Annotated in this window: 1 protein-coding gene and 1 CRISPR repeat array; the gene reads right to left on the bottom strand. The window is 43.3% G+C overall.

Going from position 1 to position 18899, the window contains the following annotated elements; all coding sequences use genetic code 11:
- Window positions 1-1383, bottom strand: a complete 1383-nt coding sequence (locus tag AC6I1H_RS10725) for a PDDEXK family nuclease (RefSeq protein ID WP_497737584.1) — start codon at window positions 1381-1383, stop codon at window positions 1-3.
- A 598-nt stretch (window positions 1384-1981) separates the two neighbouring features.
- A CRISPR array of direct repeats spans window positions 1982-18777; the repeat unit is 30 nt; unit sequence GTTTCAATTCCTCGTAGGGAGGCTAAAAAC.
- Window positions 18778-18899 lie beyond the last annotated feature (122 nt).

Raw genomic sequence — 18899 nt, 5'->3', positions numbered from 1 at the left:
TCAATCGACCTCCCAGATATGTTCTCTTATTTGCTTCCAGAGCTTTTCCGGTTTTAAATCTTCTATACCAAGCGCTATAAAATCTGATCTGCTGGAACCGGAAACCATTAAGATATCATTTACAAAATCGTCCTTTACATCATTTTCCAAACATGTCACAAGTATAGCTTTTGCTTCTTCTCCGCCAATTTGTTTTACTCTATGAAGAACTTCAAAAGCTTTCTCTTTACATATAGATTGCTTATCTGAAGTTGTACAGGATATCCCGCAAACTTGATAGCCGTTTAATACTATCACATCTAGCTCAAAATCCTTATTAATTACACCATGTTTACGTATTCTCCAGTTTGAATCTATCGATATATTTTTCTTATTGTATTTTTCATGAAGTTTATCATCTTTAGTTAATGCATTTTGTATAATCCGGTATATATAAGACTCAAGCCACTTACCATCCAGAAAATCTGTTATTGTACCTCCAATTCTTTTTTTAAAATTATTCTTAGTCTCATTTACATCAGGAATCCAGAGACTACCATCATCATCTAATATAGATTTATCTTGTGGAAAAAGCCCGAGCAATTCTTTTATTTCATCAGGGGTTTTCTCTTTAAACTCATCTTTAAATTTATTGATTTTCAATTCATCGATTTGACCATTTCCATTTAAAAGCTTATTATGTTTTAAAAAATCCATTGGTTTTAAAATGAATTTACCATTTTCATAATAAACCTTCCTTAAAAAACTATTTTCCCAAGACAGAAAAACTTTTTCTAGCTTATCTTCTTTTATCAAGGTTTCAAATAAGTTCATGATTGAATCAAAATTATCGGTCGTAAAAGGACTATCTTCTTTGTATTTTTCGTAACCATGAAGTTTTATCAGGTCATCTAGGGAGATGCTTACATCATCTCTTAAATCATTGCTTGAGGGATCTATTGATTCATCCGACTTTAACATATAAGTCCTTGCATCAAGATAAGAAAAAGAGCAGTGATTTTTTAACTTTTGCTCCATATTCCTATACACATGGACAGCCATAGATTTGGTGCCGCCAGTATAATTTAAATGCATTTTTACATCCCTGGGCAACTTACAAAAAAACTTTTTCTCTAAATCTTCTTTAATAGCTAGTGCGGAACCGACGTTATTTAACGCGATAAATTCAAAATCTAGCTTCCTCGGTTCGAATTCCTGGGAAATAACCTTTCTGATATTTGCGGCAAATTCCAGGGTTCCTTCTTGCTTGTCTACTTTCTCCGAGTGAATCAGCCATATTTTTTTTAGATTCGAATTTGTTTTTAAAAAATACTTTGCAATAACATAATTAGGCAAAGGGTTTGTTCCGACAAGAAGCACTAGATCGGAAAAATTATCAAACACGGCATCTCTTCCTCTTAGAAACTGGTATTTTTATTAAACCTTACTAAAATCTGGGTTTACATTTTATTTTCTTAATATCTCTCCACCTTTTCAAGATCATTCCCTTCAAGCAGTGGTTAGATGGCCCTGCCGATGAAATCAGCCCATATAATAAATATTGGCAGGTGTTTTGTAGCCTACGGCTTGATGGGGCTGGATATTGTTGTACTCTTCGATGTATGTCCTTACTGCCCAGTTAAACCTCATTAGGTTTGTGATAAAAATCGTAATAAATTTTCTCCCACTTGAGATTACGTAAGAACTTTACTGTTATGGTATTATTGATGGCGCGGCCCTTTCCGTCCATGCTGATTTGAATTTCATGTTCTTTCAAAAGATTAATATAATCTCCGCAGATAAAATGTACACCTTAATCGTTGTAGATAATTTCTGTTTTCCTTGATACAATAGCTTTTTTAAGTGCCCTGAGCACAAATCCTCTTTCTCTAGTGTGGATGAAAGTTCCCAGCTAACAATATATCGAGTATACCAGTCGATAATCGTAGGGATGATAAAAACTTCCCTGTCTTCTTTTTGCTACATACCACCATGGCAGTTAGTTTCAATTCCTCGTAGGGAGGCTAAAAACACTGCATATTCTCTGCCGTCTATAGTGATAATAGTGGTTTCAATTCCTCGTAGGGAGGCTAAAAACCTGACGAAGAACTTACATACTGCTACGACACACAGCCGTTTCAATTCCTCGTAGGGAGGCTAAAAACTCCGGATGGCAAAAGCTGGCCGTTCTCGTATGCACTGTTTCAATTCCTCGTAGGGAGGCTAAAAACGCAAGTTCAAATCAAATAGGCTTTATTAAGCACCTGCGTTTCAATTCCTCGTAGGGAGGCTAAAAACAAACATATTTATTAGACTCTGTTTCAATCCCCTAAGTTTCAATTCCTCGTAGGGAGGCTAAAAACTATCTGCCGCAAACGATACTTCCCTTTCATTGCCGGGTTTCAATTCCTCGTAGGGAGGCTAAAAACCTTAGTTTCGCCTCGCATGGCAAGGGCACTGCAAAGTGTTTCAATTCCTCGTAGGGAGGCTAAAAACTGTGTGGTTGAGGATAAAGAAAAAACCGCCTAAGGAGGGTTTCAATTCCTCGTAGGGAGGCTAAAAACGGAGAAAAGGTGAATAACAACGACCTTCTGGAGGCAGGTTTCAATTCCTCGTAGGGAGGCTAAAAACAAATTCTTCTCTACCGAGGTCGCCGAATACGACGGGTTTCAATTCCTCGTAGGGAGGCTAAAAACTGATAGTAAGCACTTGTTTAACAACGTCAAGTACAGGGTTTCAATTCCTCGTAGGGAGGCTAAAAACATTTCGTTTGTAACAGGCCAAGATAGCCCGCTCGCTTGTTTCAATTCCTCGTAGGGAGGCTAAAAACCATATGGTTTTAATTTTGACTTTGCATGTTCAGAAAGTTTCAATTCCTCGTAGGGAGGCTAAAAACGCCCTGGCAGACGCTCAGATGGGTGAGTTCGAGCGCCGTTTCAATTCCTCGTAGGGAGGCTAAAAACAGTAACTGCCGCCCGTTGCCTCGATACAGTTCATCAGTTTCAATTCCTCGTAGGGAGGCTAAAAACGGAGAGCTGCCCGTGATCCAGAACACCCTCCGGACGAGTTTCAATTCCTCGTAGGGAGGCTAAAAACAAGTAGATATTTTTTCTCGCTCCCGGGCTTCATCACGTTTCAATTCCTCGTAGGGAGGCTAAAAACGCTATGACTATTGATGCTTTTGAAGCTTATATTACTTCGTTTCAATTCCTCGTAGGGAGGCTAAAAACCTATCGGCATACACAACCGCCAATGCTGCTTCGGCGAGTTTCAATTCCTCGTAGGGAGGCTAAAAACTTACCGCAACTTCCACAAAATATCAATCCAGTTAAGTTTCAATTCCTCGTAGGGAGGCTAAAAACCACACATCTCGATGCCTAAAGTGCAGTTATTTGGGGTTTCAATTCCTCGTAGGGAGGCTAAAAACATGTTTTTTGCTCAGCTGTTAAGCCGCTGTAAGTTGTTTCAATTCCTCGTAGGGAGGCTAAAAACATATTAAGTAAGAATTGATACATACTATCCCTCCCCTAGTTTCAATTCCTCGTAGGGAGGCTAAAAACCAGGTATCATTGCATCTACTATTGCCAACGTCAACCGGTTTCAATTCCTCGTAGGGAGGCTAAAAACAATACAATGACGACACCAAAGCAGACAAGCAGCAGCGTTTCAATTCCTCGTAGGGAGGCTAAAAACTATGGCTTCCTAGTTTTATTTGGAAAAAGATACCTGAGTTTCAATTCCTCGTAGGGAGGCTAAAAACGGCTTTTCTGATTCTTCCCTGCTTTCTGCCGGAGTATGTTTCAATTCCTCGTAGGGAGGCTAAAAACTCTAAATCTGTATGGGTAAATAATTTTACTTTCACATGTTTCAATTCCTCGTAGGGAGGCTAAAAACGGAGGTTAGCCCCGAGGTTGCCGGTTTACCGGAGCGGGTTTCAATTCCTCGTAGGGAGGCTAAAAACTAGACCGCCGCCCCGGTGCCGCAATTCCCGAACATTAAGGTTTCAATTCCTCGTAGGGAGGCTAAAAACGGAAACATCAGCATCAGCTATGGTATCAGCCACAGCATGTTTCAATTCCTCGTAGGGAGGCTAAAAACCTGACAAGGAGAACATCATCAACGAGCTGGTTAAGAGTTTCAATTCCTCGTAGGGAGGCTAAAAACTGTGTCATATGCGTATACAAGCTCTTCGTCAGACAGTTTCAATTCCTCGTAGGGAGGCTAAAAACCTCCTGATGTCGAACGAAGCGGAGACAGTTCTTGCCGTTTCAATTCCTCGTAGGGAGGCTAAAAACTCTGCTTGACGGCATCTTTGATAAAGGTGCCGTTGTGTTTCAATTCCTCGTAGGGAGGCTAAAAACAGAAGAAGATATGGGATTAGATAGTTTGCTGGAAATTTGTTTCAATTCCTCGTAGGGAGGCTAAAAACCTGACAAGGAGAACATCATCAACGAGCTGGTTAAGAGTTTCAATTCCTCGTAGGGAGGCTAAAAACTGTGTCATATGCGTATACAAGCTCTTCGTCAGACAGTTTCAATTCCTCGTAGGGAGGCTAAAAACAGAAAGCAGGAAGAACATTGTATCAGGATGAAATCAGTTTCAATTCCTCGTAGGGAGGCTAAAAACTTTTTATGATTGTATTTATTTATTACACTAAATACTTGTTTCAATTCCTCGTAGGGAGGCTAAAAACAACAAAACGAGAGGTGGATTTTTTGAGTTAAAAAAGGTTTCAATTCCTCGTAGGGAGGCTAAAAACTTTAATAATATAAATGTGAATGAATATGATTACATTTGTTTCAATTCCTCGTAGGGAGGCTAAAAACGATTCAAAGTCGCTTATATTAATGAATTCAACCGCAGTTTCAATTCCTCGTAGGGAGGCTAAAAACTCCGGATGGCAAAAACCTTGGAATGGAAGCCCTGCAAGTTTCAATTCCTCGTAGGGAGGCTAAAAACTATCTATGAAATCAAAGATAATGCATATGATGGTTAGTTTCAATTCCTCGTAGGGAGGCTAAAAACGCAAAAACTGCGGCCAGCAATCTGTGGGAAGGCTTGTTTCAATTCCTCGTAGGGAGGCTAAAAACTGCCGCAGAAGAAATCATATGGAATGTGGAAAAAAATCGTTTCAATTCCTCGTAGGGAGGCTAAAAACCGATTGCTCGAAGGGAAAAGCGCAGGCAACGGTGCATGTTTCAATTCCTCGTAGGGAGGCTAAAAACAAAACAAACTATATCCAATTCAGGCCCTCTGCTGGAAGTTTCAATTCCTCGTAGGGAGGCTAAAAACTACGTTGATATTCAACTTCAGCTTCTCTCATGACTTTGTTTCAATTCCTCGTAGGGAGGCTAAAAACCCTTTGCAGCTGTTTCTTTCACGATTGCATTTAACAAGTTTCAATTCCTCGTAGGGAGGCTAAAAACGGCATTAGGGCTAGAAAATTTGGAGTAAGGGCGCAGAGTTTCAATTCCTCGTAGGGAGGCTAAAAACAAAGCCGTAGAAGATGCTTTATTGGTTTTGCTGTAGGGGGTTTCAATTCCTCGTAGGGAGGCTAAAAACGCCGTTGTTGTCAGGCCGATATGGCTATTCAGCGATGAGTTTCAATTCCTCGTAGGGAGGCTAAAAACTCTGTTTCACTGATGGCAAAGGCCTTGGGATATCGTGGTTTCAATTCCTCGTAGGGAGGCTAAAAACCTAAAGCAATCCAAACCTTCCCCTGGATACAGAACGGTTTCAATTCCTCGTAGGGAGGCTAAAAACATTGAGTTGCTGTATATATTCCTATATCTAATTTATGTTTCAATTCCTCGTAGGGAGGCTAAAAACTCATTCCATAAGTATCTGGATCTAATGCAAGTGCTTTGTTTCAATTCCTCGTAGGGAGGCTAAAAACTCAGCAAGATGGATGTGCTGCAATTTTTAGAAAGGGTGTTTCAATTCCTCGTAGGGAGGCTAAAAACGACCGCAGAAGTTAGAGCAATACACTTAGAATTACTGTTTCAATTCCTCGTAGGGAGGCTAAAAACAGAATGTTATACAGCACGAACTGATAGATGCTCGTGGTTTCAATTCCTCGTAGGGAGGCTAAAAACAGACAAACACCTTCCACCCTGATAAGAGAAAGGAGTAGTTTCAATTCCTCGTAGGGAGGCTAAAAACACAATAGAAAGGAGGTTAAGAAAGATAAAACGACAATGTTTCAATTCCTCGTAGGGAGGCTAAAAACCCAGGGGCCGAAAGGCCCCGAAAGGAGGGACTTTTTGTTTCAATTCCTCGTAGGGAGGCTAAAAACGTTATGAAAGCATGGGGATTTAGATATGTAACCACTAGTTTCAATTCCTCGTAGGGAGGCTAAAAACCTAACACTCCGTCATCTGTCGTATAAGGCTCGCTTTGTTTCAATTCCTCGTAGGGAGGCTAAAAACTTCCGGCTCCGGCATTAATTTGATTTTGTAGGGTATGTTTCAATTCCTCGTAGGGAGGCTAAAAACTCGGTGGTGGCGCCCAGGTCCACGCCGCCTATGCCGGTTTCAATTCCTCGTAGGGAGGCTAAAAACATAAATTCTTTTCCGGCTTCCTCCAGGAAGGGCGCCGTTTCAATTCCTCGTAGGGAGGCTAAAAACTTCCGGCTCCGGCATTAATTTGATTTTGTAGGGTATGTTTCAATTCCTCGTAGGGAGGCTAAAAACTTCGGTACCGATGCAAACATGGATAATAGCTATTATTGTTTCAATTCCTCGTAGGGAGGCTAAAAACTGGTGGGAATGCCCGTATCTTTTGCAATGCCCAGCGGCGTTTCAATTCCTCGTAGGGAGGCTAAAAACAAGCAAAGCCATTTCCGTCGACGACCAGCGAGCAGAAATAGTTTCAATTCCTCGTAGGGAGGCTAAAAACGGTATATTATGCCATCGTGTTTAAGCCGGTCCTCGCCCGTTTCAATTCCTCGTAGGGAGGCTAAAAACAAGTTCTAAAATTCTGAAAATAAAAGGCATAAAAAAAGTTTCAATTCCTCGTAGGGAGGCTAAAAACGATAAAGTAATATCGGAAGATGGAGAGATTATAGAGTTTCAATTCCTCGTAGGGAGGCTAAAAACTTGTAATACCTTTCAATTTACCCATATAGCCAGAAGTGTTTCAATTCCTCGTAGGGAGGCTAAAAACCATATTCGGCCCTTATTTTCCTCACATCATCCCATGGTTTCAATTCCTCGTAGGGAGGCTAAAAACTCAACTCAATATTTAGCTTGAAAAACTCTATGTAAGTTTCAATTCCTCGTAGGGAGGCTAAAAACTGTAACAGCACAGAAACTCTGTGTTTTGTATCAGGTATGTTTCAATTCCTCGTAGGGAGGCTAAAAACCGAATCAATCAAGTCCGGTTTGAGGACTTAGGACCGTTTCAATTCCTCGTAGGGAGGCTAAAAACCGAATCAATCAAGTCCGGTTTGAGGACTTAGGACCGTTTCAATTCCTCGTAGGGAGGCTAAAAACTGTGTCCCTTCACCACCTAAAGCCACCTCAAACGACCTAAGTTTCAATTCCTCGTAGGGAGGCTAAAAACGCATCCTGATCAAGCATATCATCCAAGAGATCAAAATGTTTCAATTCCTCGTAGGGAGGCTAAAAACTCTTGGGACCCCGCTGGATACAAGCGTGACCCAGGAGTTTCAATTCCTCGTAGGGAGGCTAAAAACTTTACAGACTCTATCCATCCACTTATCTTATTTCTGTTTCAATTCCTCGTAGGGAGGCTAAAAACGAACCGCCTGATAGGCCACGCAACGTCACTCAACTAGTTTCAATTCCTCGTAGGGAGGCTAAAAACATAAAGACGGGACTTATAGGCAAAAAACAAGAAGAGAGTTTCAATTCCTCGTAGGGAGGCTAAAAACTTTCAAAAACCCTTTTATTTTCTCTTTTCCATACATTGTTTCAATTCCTCGTAGGGAGGCTAAAAACTTATCACCGTCGTATTCGAAAATGGCAAAGTAACGAGTTTCAATTCCTCGTAGGGAGGCTAAAAACTTCACGAATAGAGCCATGAGACTTCCGTTTCCCTTGAGTTTCAATTCCTCGTAGGGAGGCTAAAAACATATTTTTTCATTTTTTATTCCTCCTCCTCCTGTAGTTTCAATTCCTCGTAGGGAGGCTAAAAACTGGCATTGAATTTAAGCGTGATGAAGAAAAACTAGTGGTTTCAATTCCTCGTAGGGAGGCTAAAAACTGTATCGGCGACATATTACGGCTGGGGAGCTAAAGGTTTCAATTCCTCGTAGGGAGGCTAAAAACTTATTGATGCCCTGGTATACGAATGCGCCGCATGGAGGTTTCAATTCCTCGTAGGGAGGCTAAAAACATGGATTTTATACCCATCCTGAGAAACGTCTTCACGGGTTTCAATTCCTCGTAGGGAGGCTAAAAACCGAAGTTCCTCTATCTCTTGCTCCATTTTTTTCACTGTTTCAATTCCTCGTAGGGAGGCTAAAAACGTCACAACACCATTTTTTGATTCAACTTTTAAAGCATCGTTTCAATTCCTCGTAGGGAGGCTAAAAACGGACACAACTTTTTTGTTATAATATCTCACAAACAGGATGTTTCAATTCCTCGTAGGGAGGCTAAAAACTTAGGGGAACGGCTATGTTCTTCGTGCCCGATATATATGTTTCAATTCCTCGTAGGGAGGCTAAAAACTTTTCACATCGCTTCTGCATTCACTTTCCCTCCCTTCGTTTCAATTCCTCGTAGGGAGGCTAAAAACGTGATCCGGGGCCAGTTCCTGAAGATGTATGCCCAGGGTTTCAATTCCTCGTAGGGAGGCTAAAAACCCAAATACAGGAATCAAATAAAAAAACCGACATGAGTTTCAATTCCTCGTAGGGAGGCTAAAAACCATAAGCCCCGCAAATATATAATTGTTTTTGGCCTGTTTCAATTCCTCGTAGGGAGGCTAAAAACTTCCCCCTGGAAGGGCTTAAAAGCAAAGCCGAAGAAAGTTTCAATTCCTCGTAGGGAGGCTAAAAACTTGAGCGCTACCGAGGCTTGCCATACCTCGATTTTATGTTTCAATTCCTCGTAGGGAGGCTAAAAACTCTATATCGGCGGGGCTGAACTTCTTGGCCCTGCCGGTTTCAATTCCTCGTAGGGAGGCTAAAAACAAACTTGCCCTGTCGGTTTGGGGCGACCCTGAAGGATGTTTCAATTCCTCGTAGGGAGGCTAAAAACGACAGCGGAAGTAAAGCCTCCGGCAAGGGCGCTCTGTTTCAATTCCTCGTAGGGAGGCTAAAAACCCAGAACGTGCCAAGCGGTATCCATACTTTTTCCACGTTTCAATTCCTCGTAGGGAGGCTAAAAACTATGATGTCGCTCCTACGTGATATGCAATTTCATCATTGTTTCAATTCCTCGTAGGGAGGCTAAAAACTTCTTTCTTAAAGAAAAAATCAATATTATAGAAAAATGTTTCAATTCCTCGTAGGGAGGCTAAAAACTCTGTCAACCCCCTTGCACCACGCTAAAATCGATTTGTTTCAATTCCTCGTAGGGAGGCTAAAAACAAAAAATATTTAATAGAATTTGAAACTGTTAATTCATTGTTTCAATTCCTCGTAGGGAGGCTAAAAACTGAAGAGTTTTATAGAAAGTATTTTGAAGAAAAAATGTTTCAATTCCTCGTAGGGAGGCTAAAAACATCTCTGCCTGGTCTGCTGATATAGTTTCTATTGCTGGTTTCAATTCCTCGTAGGGAGGCTAAAAACTAGCCGAAAGCACGAACTACGATGACGTTCGAGAGGGTTTCAATTCCTCGTAGGGAGGCTAAAAACGCTACACGAGACGAGTATTGGAAGGTGGATATTGTGCGTTTCAATTCCTCGTAGGGAGGCTAAAAACGGAATCCGGATCAATTGAAGCGGATGCGGACAATGTCGTTTCAATTCCTCGTAGGGTGGCTAAAAACCTACCGGCCAAAGGCCGGAAATTACAAGGAGGGTTGTTTCAATTCCTCGTAGGGAGGCTAAAAACGCGGAATTCGGCAAAGACTTTCCGAGTTTTACAAAAGTTTCAATTCCTCGTAGGGAGGCTAAAAACGAAAGCCGCCTGCGAATACGCTATCCCCTGCCCGGAAGGTTTCAATTCCTCGTAGGGAGGCTAAAAACAATTCACCGGCGGCAGGCCGCCCCTGGGCTATGATGGTTTCAATTCCTCGTAGGGAGGCTAAAAACGGCAACAGCTATTATGCATTCAGGGCACGCTACGCCGGTTTCAATTCCTCGTAGGGAGGCTAAAAACCGGAGCCGGGCTCGTCGCCGTCGGAAGCCAATTCGAGTTTCAATTCCTCGTAGGGAGGCTAAAAACTGGACTCTCGGCGGTTCCACCCGCTCCCCAGAGACCCGTTTCAATTCCTCGTAGGGAGGCTAAAAACTATGGCTGCAAGCTGGGCCTCGATGGATTCCTCCCGCGTTTCAATTCCTCGTAGGGAGGCTAAAAACCTAATAGTTATCTCTCCCGATAATACAACCTTATTACGTTTCAATTCCTCGTAGGGAGGCTAAAAACGAATCTTATCGATGCCGCTCGCCAGGATTTAATTCGTTTCAATTCCTCGTAGGGAGGCTAAAAACGTGTGATGCCCAGCCCCGCCGTCTGCAATTGTGCGAGTTTCAATTCCTCGTAGGGAGGCTAAAAACGGTGCTGTGGAATGTGTGCACGCTACTGGGGTATGCTCGTTTCAATTCCTCGTAGGGAGGCTAAAAACCTCCTGTGCCAAACGTCCGCCATATCCAATTGCCGTGTTTCAATTCCTCGTAGGGAGGCTAAAAACTATATGGGCTATTCATGGGAAAACTTAAGCCAGAATACAGTTTCAATTCCTCGTAGGGAGGCTAAAAACGAAGCACCGAGACATCGGATAGCAAAATAGTTACAGGTTTCAATTCCTCGTAGGGAGGCTAAAAACGATTTGCAATTGCTATCATACCGCCTACAAGCGCTAGTTTCAATTCCTCGTAGGGAGGCTAAAAACATATACTGCCATTTAGGATCATTCCGAGGCAAATTCATGTTTCAATTCCTCGTAGGGAGGCTAAAAACGTCAATGCTGTATCCGGTAAGCCCAATGCAAGTTTAGTTTCAATTCCTCGTAGGGAGGCTAAAAACTTTGTCTGACGGTTGAAGGCATTATTAACCATGTCCGTTTCAATTCCTCGTAGGGAGGCTAAAAACCCATCCTGGGTGCTTCCTCATGCCTGCGAAGAGCATAGTTTCAATTCCTCGTAGGGAGGCTAAAAACGGTGCCCGGGGACGACGAAGACAACCCGGACACTGGTTTCAATTCCTCGTAGGGAGGCTAAAAACCATCGCCTATATCAACCGCCTGAACTCCTTCCTGTGTTTCAATTCCTCGTAGGGAGGCTAAAAACCTTCCCCCTGCCGTCCTCGGCGGTGCCGAATGCATGTTTCAATTCCTCGTAGGGAGGCTAAAAACTCAGCATTACTATCTACCTCAAAACTTGGATTGTTTAGTTTCAATTCCTCGTAGGGAGGCTAAAAACGGTATGCAACTGTGCTCATGGACAATCATTTCTCCTGTTTCAATTCCTCGTAGGGAGGCTAAAAACTCGCCCAGGATATTCTGGGCGACGATTCCGACTTTGAGTTTCAATTCCTCGTAGGGAGGCTAAAAACAATCATAGCCGATGAGGTTGTTATCCTCATCGGTTACAGTTTCAATTCCTCGTAGGGAGGCTAAAAACGCCGGATTTGCTTCCGGCAAAGCTTTTGTTATGCGGTGTTTCAATTCCTCGTAGGGAGGCTAAAAACTAAAGAAAATGTGCGCCGGTATTAAGCGAGATAAAAAGTTTCAATTCCTCGTAGGGAGGCTAAAAACGTCTTCATTGCAAAACGCTATTCCACAAATATGAGGAGTTTCAATTCCTCGTAGGGAGGCTAAAAACTTCTTTGTCCGGAACTGGCCCAAACTGTTGAATCTTGTTTCAATTCCTCGTAGGGAGGCTAAAAACAAATAGCTGTAGCGTCATCGGCGGCATTTTACGGCAGTTTCAATTCCTCGTAGGGAGGCTAAAAACATTTTTATTAAATCTGCTGTGAAATAGAAGGGAGGAAAGTTTCAATTCCTCGTAGGGAGGCTAAAAACGCAGTTCGCCGGCGAAATTCTCGTCCGGAATCGGCGTTTCAATTCCTCGTAGGGAGGCTAAAAACCTTCTTGCGTCGCCTGTGGCGTGAGAGGGTTTGTGTGTTTCAATTCCTCGTAGGGAGGCTAAAAACCCGCTCAAGATTAAAAAATTTCAAAGACAGGGGCGAGTTTCAATTCCTCGTAGGGAGGCTAAAAACTACGATAGAATTGGGCAGCAGCCAGCTTGGAAGGATGTTTCAATTCCTCGTAGGGAGGCTAAAAACAAAATCATTCTTACGGCCTTCGCTTCTTCTTCGTTTGTTTCAATTCCTCGTAGGGAGGCTAAAAACGATGTATCAAGGCTTCCAGGAATCGCTTAAAGTTCGTTTCAATTCCTCGTAGGGAGGCTAAAAACCGGATAACTTCATTGTGTTTGCTGTACGTCTGTGCCGTTTCAATTCCTCGTAGGGAGGCTAAAAACATTGATACAGACCATATTATTGGTCATTACAGAATGTTTCAATTCCTCGTAGGGAGGCTAAAAACAAATTGCCACATTGGAGGTATATCAGGCAAGAATGGAGTTTCAATTCCTCGTAGGGAGGCTAAAAACTTCTGGCTCGTCGGAAACGTGGCAATCATAGCCGAGTTTCAATTCCTCGTAGGGAGGCTAAAAACTCCAGGAATCGCTTAAAGTTCTAAAATTCTGAAAAGTTTCAATTCCTCGTAGGGAGGCTAAAAACATATCAGGACCTGCTCAATACCCTACAGGTCAGCAGGTTTCAATTCCTCGTAGGGAGGCTAAAAACGGCAAGAAGAGCTACGAAGTCGTCACGAAGGTCACACGTTTCAATTCCTCGTAGGGAGGCTAAAAACCGCATGGAAGACGAGCTCCGGAAATGGGAGCCGGACAGTTTCAATTCCTCGTAGGGAGGCTAAAAACGGGGGAACCCCTCAAACCCGCAAGGGGCCTTATATAGTTTCAATTCCTCGTAGGGAGGCTAAAAACCCGAGGCCGGTCACAAACCATTTCGCTGCCATCATGTTTCAATTCCTCGTAGGGAGGCTAAAAACAAGAAAATCTTTAGGGCTTTCTGTTCAACAACTATCGTTTCAATTCCTCGTAGGGAGGCTAAAAACTAGAGGTATGGGGTGGGGAGCTAAAGCGGGATAATTTGTTTCAATTCCTCGTAGGGAGGCTAAAAACCGGTAGAAGTTCGGTAGAAATTGAGAAGAAAGCAAGTTTCAATTCCTCGTAGGGAGGCTAAAAACTCGTGGAAGCGAATCCTGGGAAGATTGTGCTTTTCTAGTTTCAATTCCTCGTAGGGAGGCTAAAAACTTATGGCAATCCTGGCAGAGTAATTGCAGATTCTTCGTTTCAATTCCTCGTAGGGAGGCTAAAAACAAAAGTCTTAGAAGCTATGTTGCAAGAGCAAAAAGAGTTTCAATTCCTCGTAGGGAGGCTAAAAACTCCTCAGGACCGCAAAATTCCAAAAAACAGAAGATGGTTTCAATTCCTCGTAGGGAGGCTAAAAACTTATGGCAATCCTGGCAGAGTAATTGCAGATTCTTCGTTTCAATTCCTCGTAGGGAGGCTAAAAACTCCCATCCACCTGGCCGCCTCCTTGGGGCTCCGCAGGGGGTTTCAATTCCTCGTAGGGAGGCTAAAAACAAGGTATATTACTGGAAGTATTACCATACGGTGCTTGTTTCAATTCCTCGTAGGGAGGCTAAAAACCAGCTTGGCAATGGAATATAGCTCAGCCTTTGTCAGTTGTTTCAATTCCTCGTAGGGAGGCTAAAAACCGAACTGCAGCGGATTGCGCTCGATGAGCTGCATTTGTTTCAATTCCTCGTAGGGAGGCTAAAAACTCCCCAAAGCGGATGCTTTTTATATTCAGGGCTTTGTTTCAATTCCTCGTAGGGAGGCTAAAAACTTTGTGGTATATTTTTGTTGGGAGGAGGGGAAAAGAGTTTCAATTCCTCGTAGGGAGGCTAAAAACAAAAACAGGATATTGTTGAAAATGGCGATATTGCCGGTTTCAATTCCTCGTAGGGAGGCTAAAAACTTTTTGTGCTCCATGATTTCCCCACAAAGAGAGCATCGTTTCAATTCCTCGTAGGGAGGCTAAAAACGCAGCGGCGGCTTGCAGAAGCTGCTTATCAAACTGCACGTTTCAATTCCTCGTAGGGAGGCTAAAAACGTTTGCCATATTCTCATTTCCCCTTTCTCATTCCGAGTTTCAATTCCTCGTAGGGAGGCTAAAAACCAACAACAACAAGCGCTTTTAATGCAGTTATTACAGTTTCAATTCCTCGTAGGGAGGCTAAAAACTATGTTGAGCCTGTTGGCGATTTAGTCGCAATACGTTGTTTCAATTCCTCGTAGGGAGGCTAAAAACCATTCCCCGATTTTGTACTCCTTTCTCTTATCAGGGGTTTCAATTCCTCGTAGGGAGGCTAAAAACTTGGTGGCCAGGATCTGAATGATTATCTCAGGGATAAGTTTCAATTCCTCGTAGGGAGGCTAAAAACTTATAGGAATCCTGCCGCCGGAGATAGCGGAGCAGAGTTTCAATTCCTCGTAGGGAGGCTAAAAACAAAGAAAGGGAGAGGAAACTGTGAAAATTGAAAAATGTTTCAATTCCTCGTAGGGAGGCTAAAAACGGAGCTCCTTCACAAAGGCACTGAATCTCTGTGCATGTTTCAATTCCTCGTAGGGAGGCTAAAAACATTCTACCTCCCACTCCCTTCCGCAATTCGGACAAGGTTTCAATTCCTCGTAGGGAGGCTAAAAACCAATGATGAACAATTAAATTGGGTAGTAAATAGACTGTTTCAATTCCTCGTAGGGAGGCTAAAAACTACGGCAACTTTTTAGCCCATCCGTTCCCCAGATGCGTTTCAATTCCTCGTAGGGAGGCTAAAAACGGGTCGGAGGTATCATCGGACCATAAGTCAGTTCCGGAGTTTCAATTCCTCGTAGGGAGGCTAAAAACTGGATGTAGTTTCCACAGTTCGAACACTCATAATAAGTTTCAATTCCTCGTAGGGAGGCTAAAAACCGGTCCTAGCGGTGAGTGGTACTGCTTTTTAAGATGTTTCAATTCCTCGTAGGGAGGCTAAAAACTGTCTTCAGTAATTGTGACCGTTCCTGCCCCGGCATGTTTCAATTCCTCGTAGGGAGGCTAAAAACGTTCGACGACGCCTTCGATAAAATCCGCACAGGCACGTTTCAATTCCTCGTAGGGAGGCTAAAAACCCCGAAATTCCAATAATACCTGGTACCGGCTTATACAAGTTTCAATTCCTCGTAGGGAGGCTAAAAACAGGTAACGCAACTTGGGCGGCAGACGGCCGAGGCGTGTTTCAATTCCTCGTAGGGAGGCTAAAAACTATTTATCAAATGGCTTAGAACTTTTATGGTCAAATAGTTTCAATTCCTCGTAGGGAGGCTAAAAACCTAACTCCTTATGGTTTTGAACTTTTTGATCCAACGGGTTTCAATTCCTCGTAGGGAGGCTAAAAACGAGCTAAGATTACTATGCAAGCGGTTTGCCGAGGGGGTTTCAATTCCTCGTAGGGAGGCTAAAAACCAGATGAAGAGAAAGAATATTTTGCATATGATGACGGTTTCAATTCCTCGTAGGGAGGCTAAAAACTAATCTCTGCCCGGGGCCGCCGTGGATGCTGTGGAGTTTCAATTCCTCGTAGGGAGGCTAAAAACCGCTTCCGCTATTTTTTCCCGCCAGGAAGGATCTTGTTTCAATTCCTCGTAGGGAGGCTAAAAACGACTCCGACGAAACGGACCCAGCAGCACTCTTACAAGTTTCAATTCCTCGTAGGGAGGCTAAAAACAAGATGTGTTGACAAAATAAATACATTTGCTATAATGTTTCAATTCCTCGTAGGGAGGCTAAAAACGATACGATGTGGATAACACCCCGAGTTACTTCTGCTCGTTTCAATTCCTCGTAGGGAGGCTAAAAACTGGTTACATCTTTGCATGGAAAGGTTTGCTTGGTGCGTTTCAATTCCTCGTAGGGAGGCTAAAAACGAGAAACGGCTTTGCTCTTGATGTGTATACTTCGTCGTTTCAATTCCTCGTAGGGAGGCTAAAAACAGGTAATGAAGCCTAACCAGATTAACAAAGACAATGTTTCAATTCCTCGTAGGGAGGCTAAAAACTAATTCAGGTCATATCTTACATAGCTAGTTCCAAAACGTTTCAATTCCTCGTAGGGAGGCTAAAAACTGTTTTGTATATATTTATCAATATCAAGCCACAACGAGTTTCAATTCCTCGTAGGGAGGCTAAAAACTTTTGCGCTTTTTGCCGTTGCTGTCCTCTGTTACCCGTTTCAATTCCTCGTAGGGAGGCTAAAAACAGCTTGATATCATGTTTCCGCTTAACGATATCGAAGGTTTCAATTCCTCGTAGGGAGGCTAAAAACGCTGTGTCCATGCCGGGAATTCTGCCCCTCTCGATTGTTTCAATTCCTCGTAGGGAGGCTAAAAACGGGTTTATCATAGCGGCTTTGTTATCGGCGGGGAGGGAGTTTCAATTCCTCGTAGGGAGGCTAAAAACGAAGTCCGAAAGCTATGTGAGGCCCTCGGTTTGAAAGGTTTCAATTCCTCGTAGGGAGGCTAAAAACTGTTTGCTGCATTGTCGGGGCCTGTCGGCATTGCCGGTTTCAATTCCTCGTAGGGAGGCTAAAAACTTTGACTTCCAGGGGCTTCTCCCTTTCCAGCCGGTCCCGTTTCAATTCCTCGTAGGGAGGCTAAAAACGTCAAGTGATTCCATTAGCTGCCGAGCTTCTTCGTCGTTTCAATTCCTCGTAGGGAGGCTAAAAACGAGTTTAACCAGTAACCTTCCCCCCAGATAGATTTTGGTTTCAATTCCTCGTAGGGAGGCTAAAAACCAGAGGGGAGAATAAAAAGAGATTTAAGGAGGAAAAGTTTCAATTCCTCGTAGGGAGGCTAAAAACCTCTTGAAGAATGCATCTCTGCATTCTTGCCAGGCTTGTTTCAATTCCTCGTAGGGAGGCTAAAAACTCACGAGCCCTTGTAGAAAATCCTTCTTTAACTCTAAGTTTCAATTCCTCGTAGGGAGGCTAAAAACCTGGTCTAATTGCCCGCCCTGCAATGTGCAGAAGAAGGTTTCAATTCCTCGTAGGGAGGCTAAAAACTTCCGTTGTGCTTCACAAGACATATACCGAATTTATAGGTTTCAATTCCTCGTAGGGAGGCTAAAAACTATAGCATAGCTATGCTGGAAATGCAAGGAGGAAGGTTTCAATTCCTCGTAGGGAGGCTAAAAACCACCCTGACAACTGCCGCATACCTCCCGACATACAAGTTTCAATTCCTCGTAGGGAGGCTAAAAACGCAAGGCCCTTCCGCTCAACCTAAAAAAGGAGGAAGAAAGTTTCAATTCCTCGTAGGGAGGCTAAAAACACGGGGGAAAAGTGCCGGAAAAGGAGGAGTAAATGAGTTTCAATTCCTCGTAGGGAGGCTAAAAACGGGCCTCGGCTGCATTACCTTTCCCCCTTTCTTCCTCCGTTTCAATTCCTCGTAGGGAGGCTAAAAACCTTCCGAGCTTAAAAACTATCTTGCAGCACAGGGGAGTTTCAATTCCTCGTAGGGAGGCTAAAAACTATCAGAAAAATAGGGAGGCAAAATAAGATGCGAGATAGTTTCAATTCCTCGTAGGGAGGCTAAAAACTTTCCTGGAGGGTGCGCCATGGCTGGATGATTATGAGTTTCAATTCCTCGTAGGGAGGCTAAAAACAGAGGGCCGCCCAGTCGCCTTTGAGAGCTAAAGCGGGTTTCAATTCCTCGTAGGGAGGCTAAAAACCCGACGAAGAGCTTGTATACTGCTACGACACACAGCCGTTTCAATTCCTCGTAGGGAGGCTAAAAACATGGGATATCAGACACCCGGCTATCTCCGAAACCCGTTTCAATTCCTCGTAGGGAGGCTAAAAACATACACTGACATCCCTCCGCCAGGGCCAGAACAACCAGGTTTCAATTCCTCGTAGGGAGGCTAAAAACGGACCTTTGTGGTGCACTAAGGAGGTGGCATAGATGCCGTTTCAATTCCTCGTAGGGAGGCTAAAAACTCCGGGAAACCGGAGCGGGGATATTTCCCGACCAAGGTTTCAATTCCTCGTAGGGAGGCTAAAAACCTGGAAGACAGCCGAGAAAAAAGCCGACAGGCCGAAGGTTTCAATTCCTCGTAGGGAGGCTAAAAACTTTGTAGGTTGAGCGGAAGGGCCTTGCGGCCCCGCCGGGTTTCAATTCCTCGTAGGGAGGCTAAAAACTCGACAAGGAGAAGGGTTCCCTTCTCTCTTGTCTTGAGTTTCAATTCCTCGTAGGGAGGCTAAAAACATTGGTTGCCCATTAAGCAATGCAAAGCAAAAAGAATAGTTTCAATTCCTCGTAGGGAGGCTAAAAACCAATACAGACATGCGGGACATAAAACGTCCCGCTCGCAGTTTCAATTCCTCGTAGGGAGGCTAAAAACTTCCCACGCCAATTGACCGCCCCACCTGCGGCCTCGAGTTTCAATTCCTCGTAGGGAGGCTAAAAACCGGCAACACCAATCATTTCTTCATTGCTTTCTACACTGTTTCAATTCCTCGTAGGGAGGCTAAAAACCAATCCAAATAGGCAAAAAATACAGGATACATATAGTATTATTAGTATTTGATCAATATACGAAAAGCCAACCTTTGAGTAAATTATATCATTTTTTACCATAAAAATAAAGGCTTGGAAGG

It is taken from the genome of Biomaibacter sp. TOL (assembly GCF_059717795.1).
The sequence above is the reverse complement of the archived record's forward strand: the minus strand, read 5'-3'. Positions and strand labels throughout refer to the sequence as shown.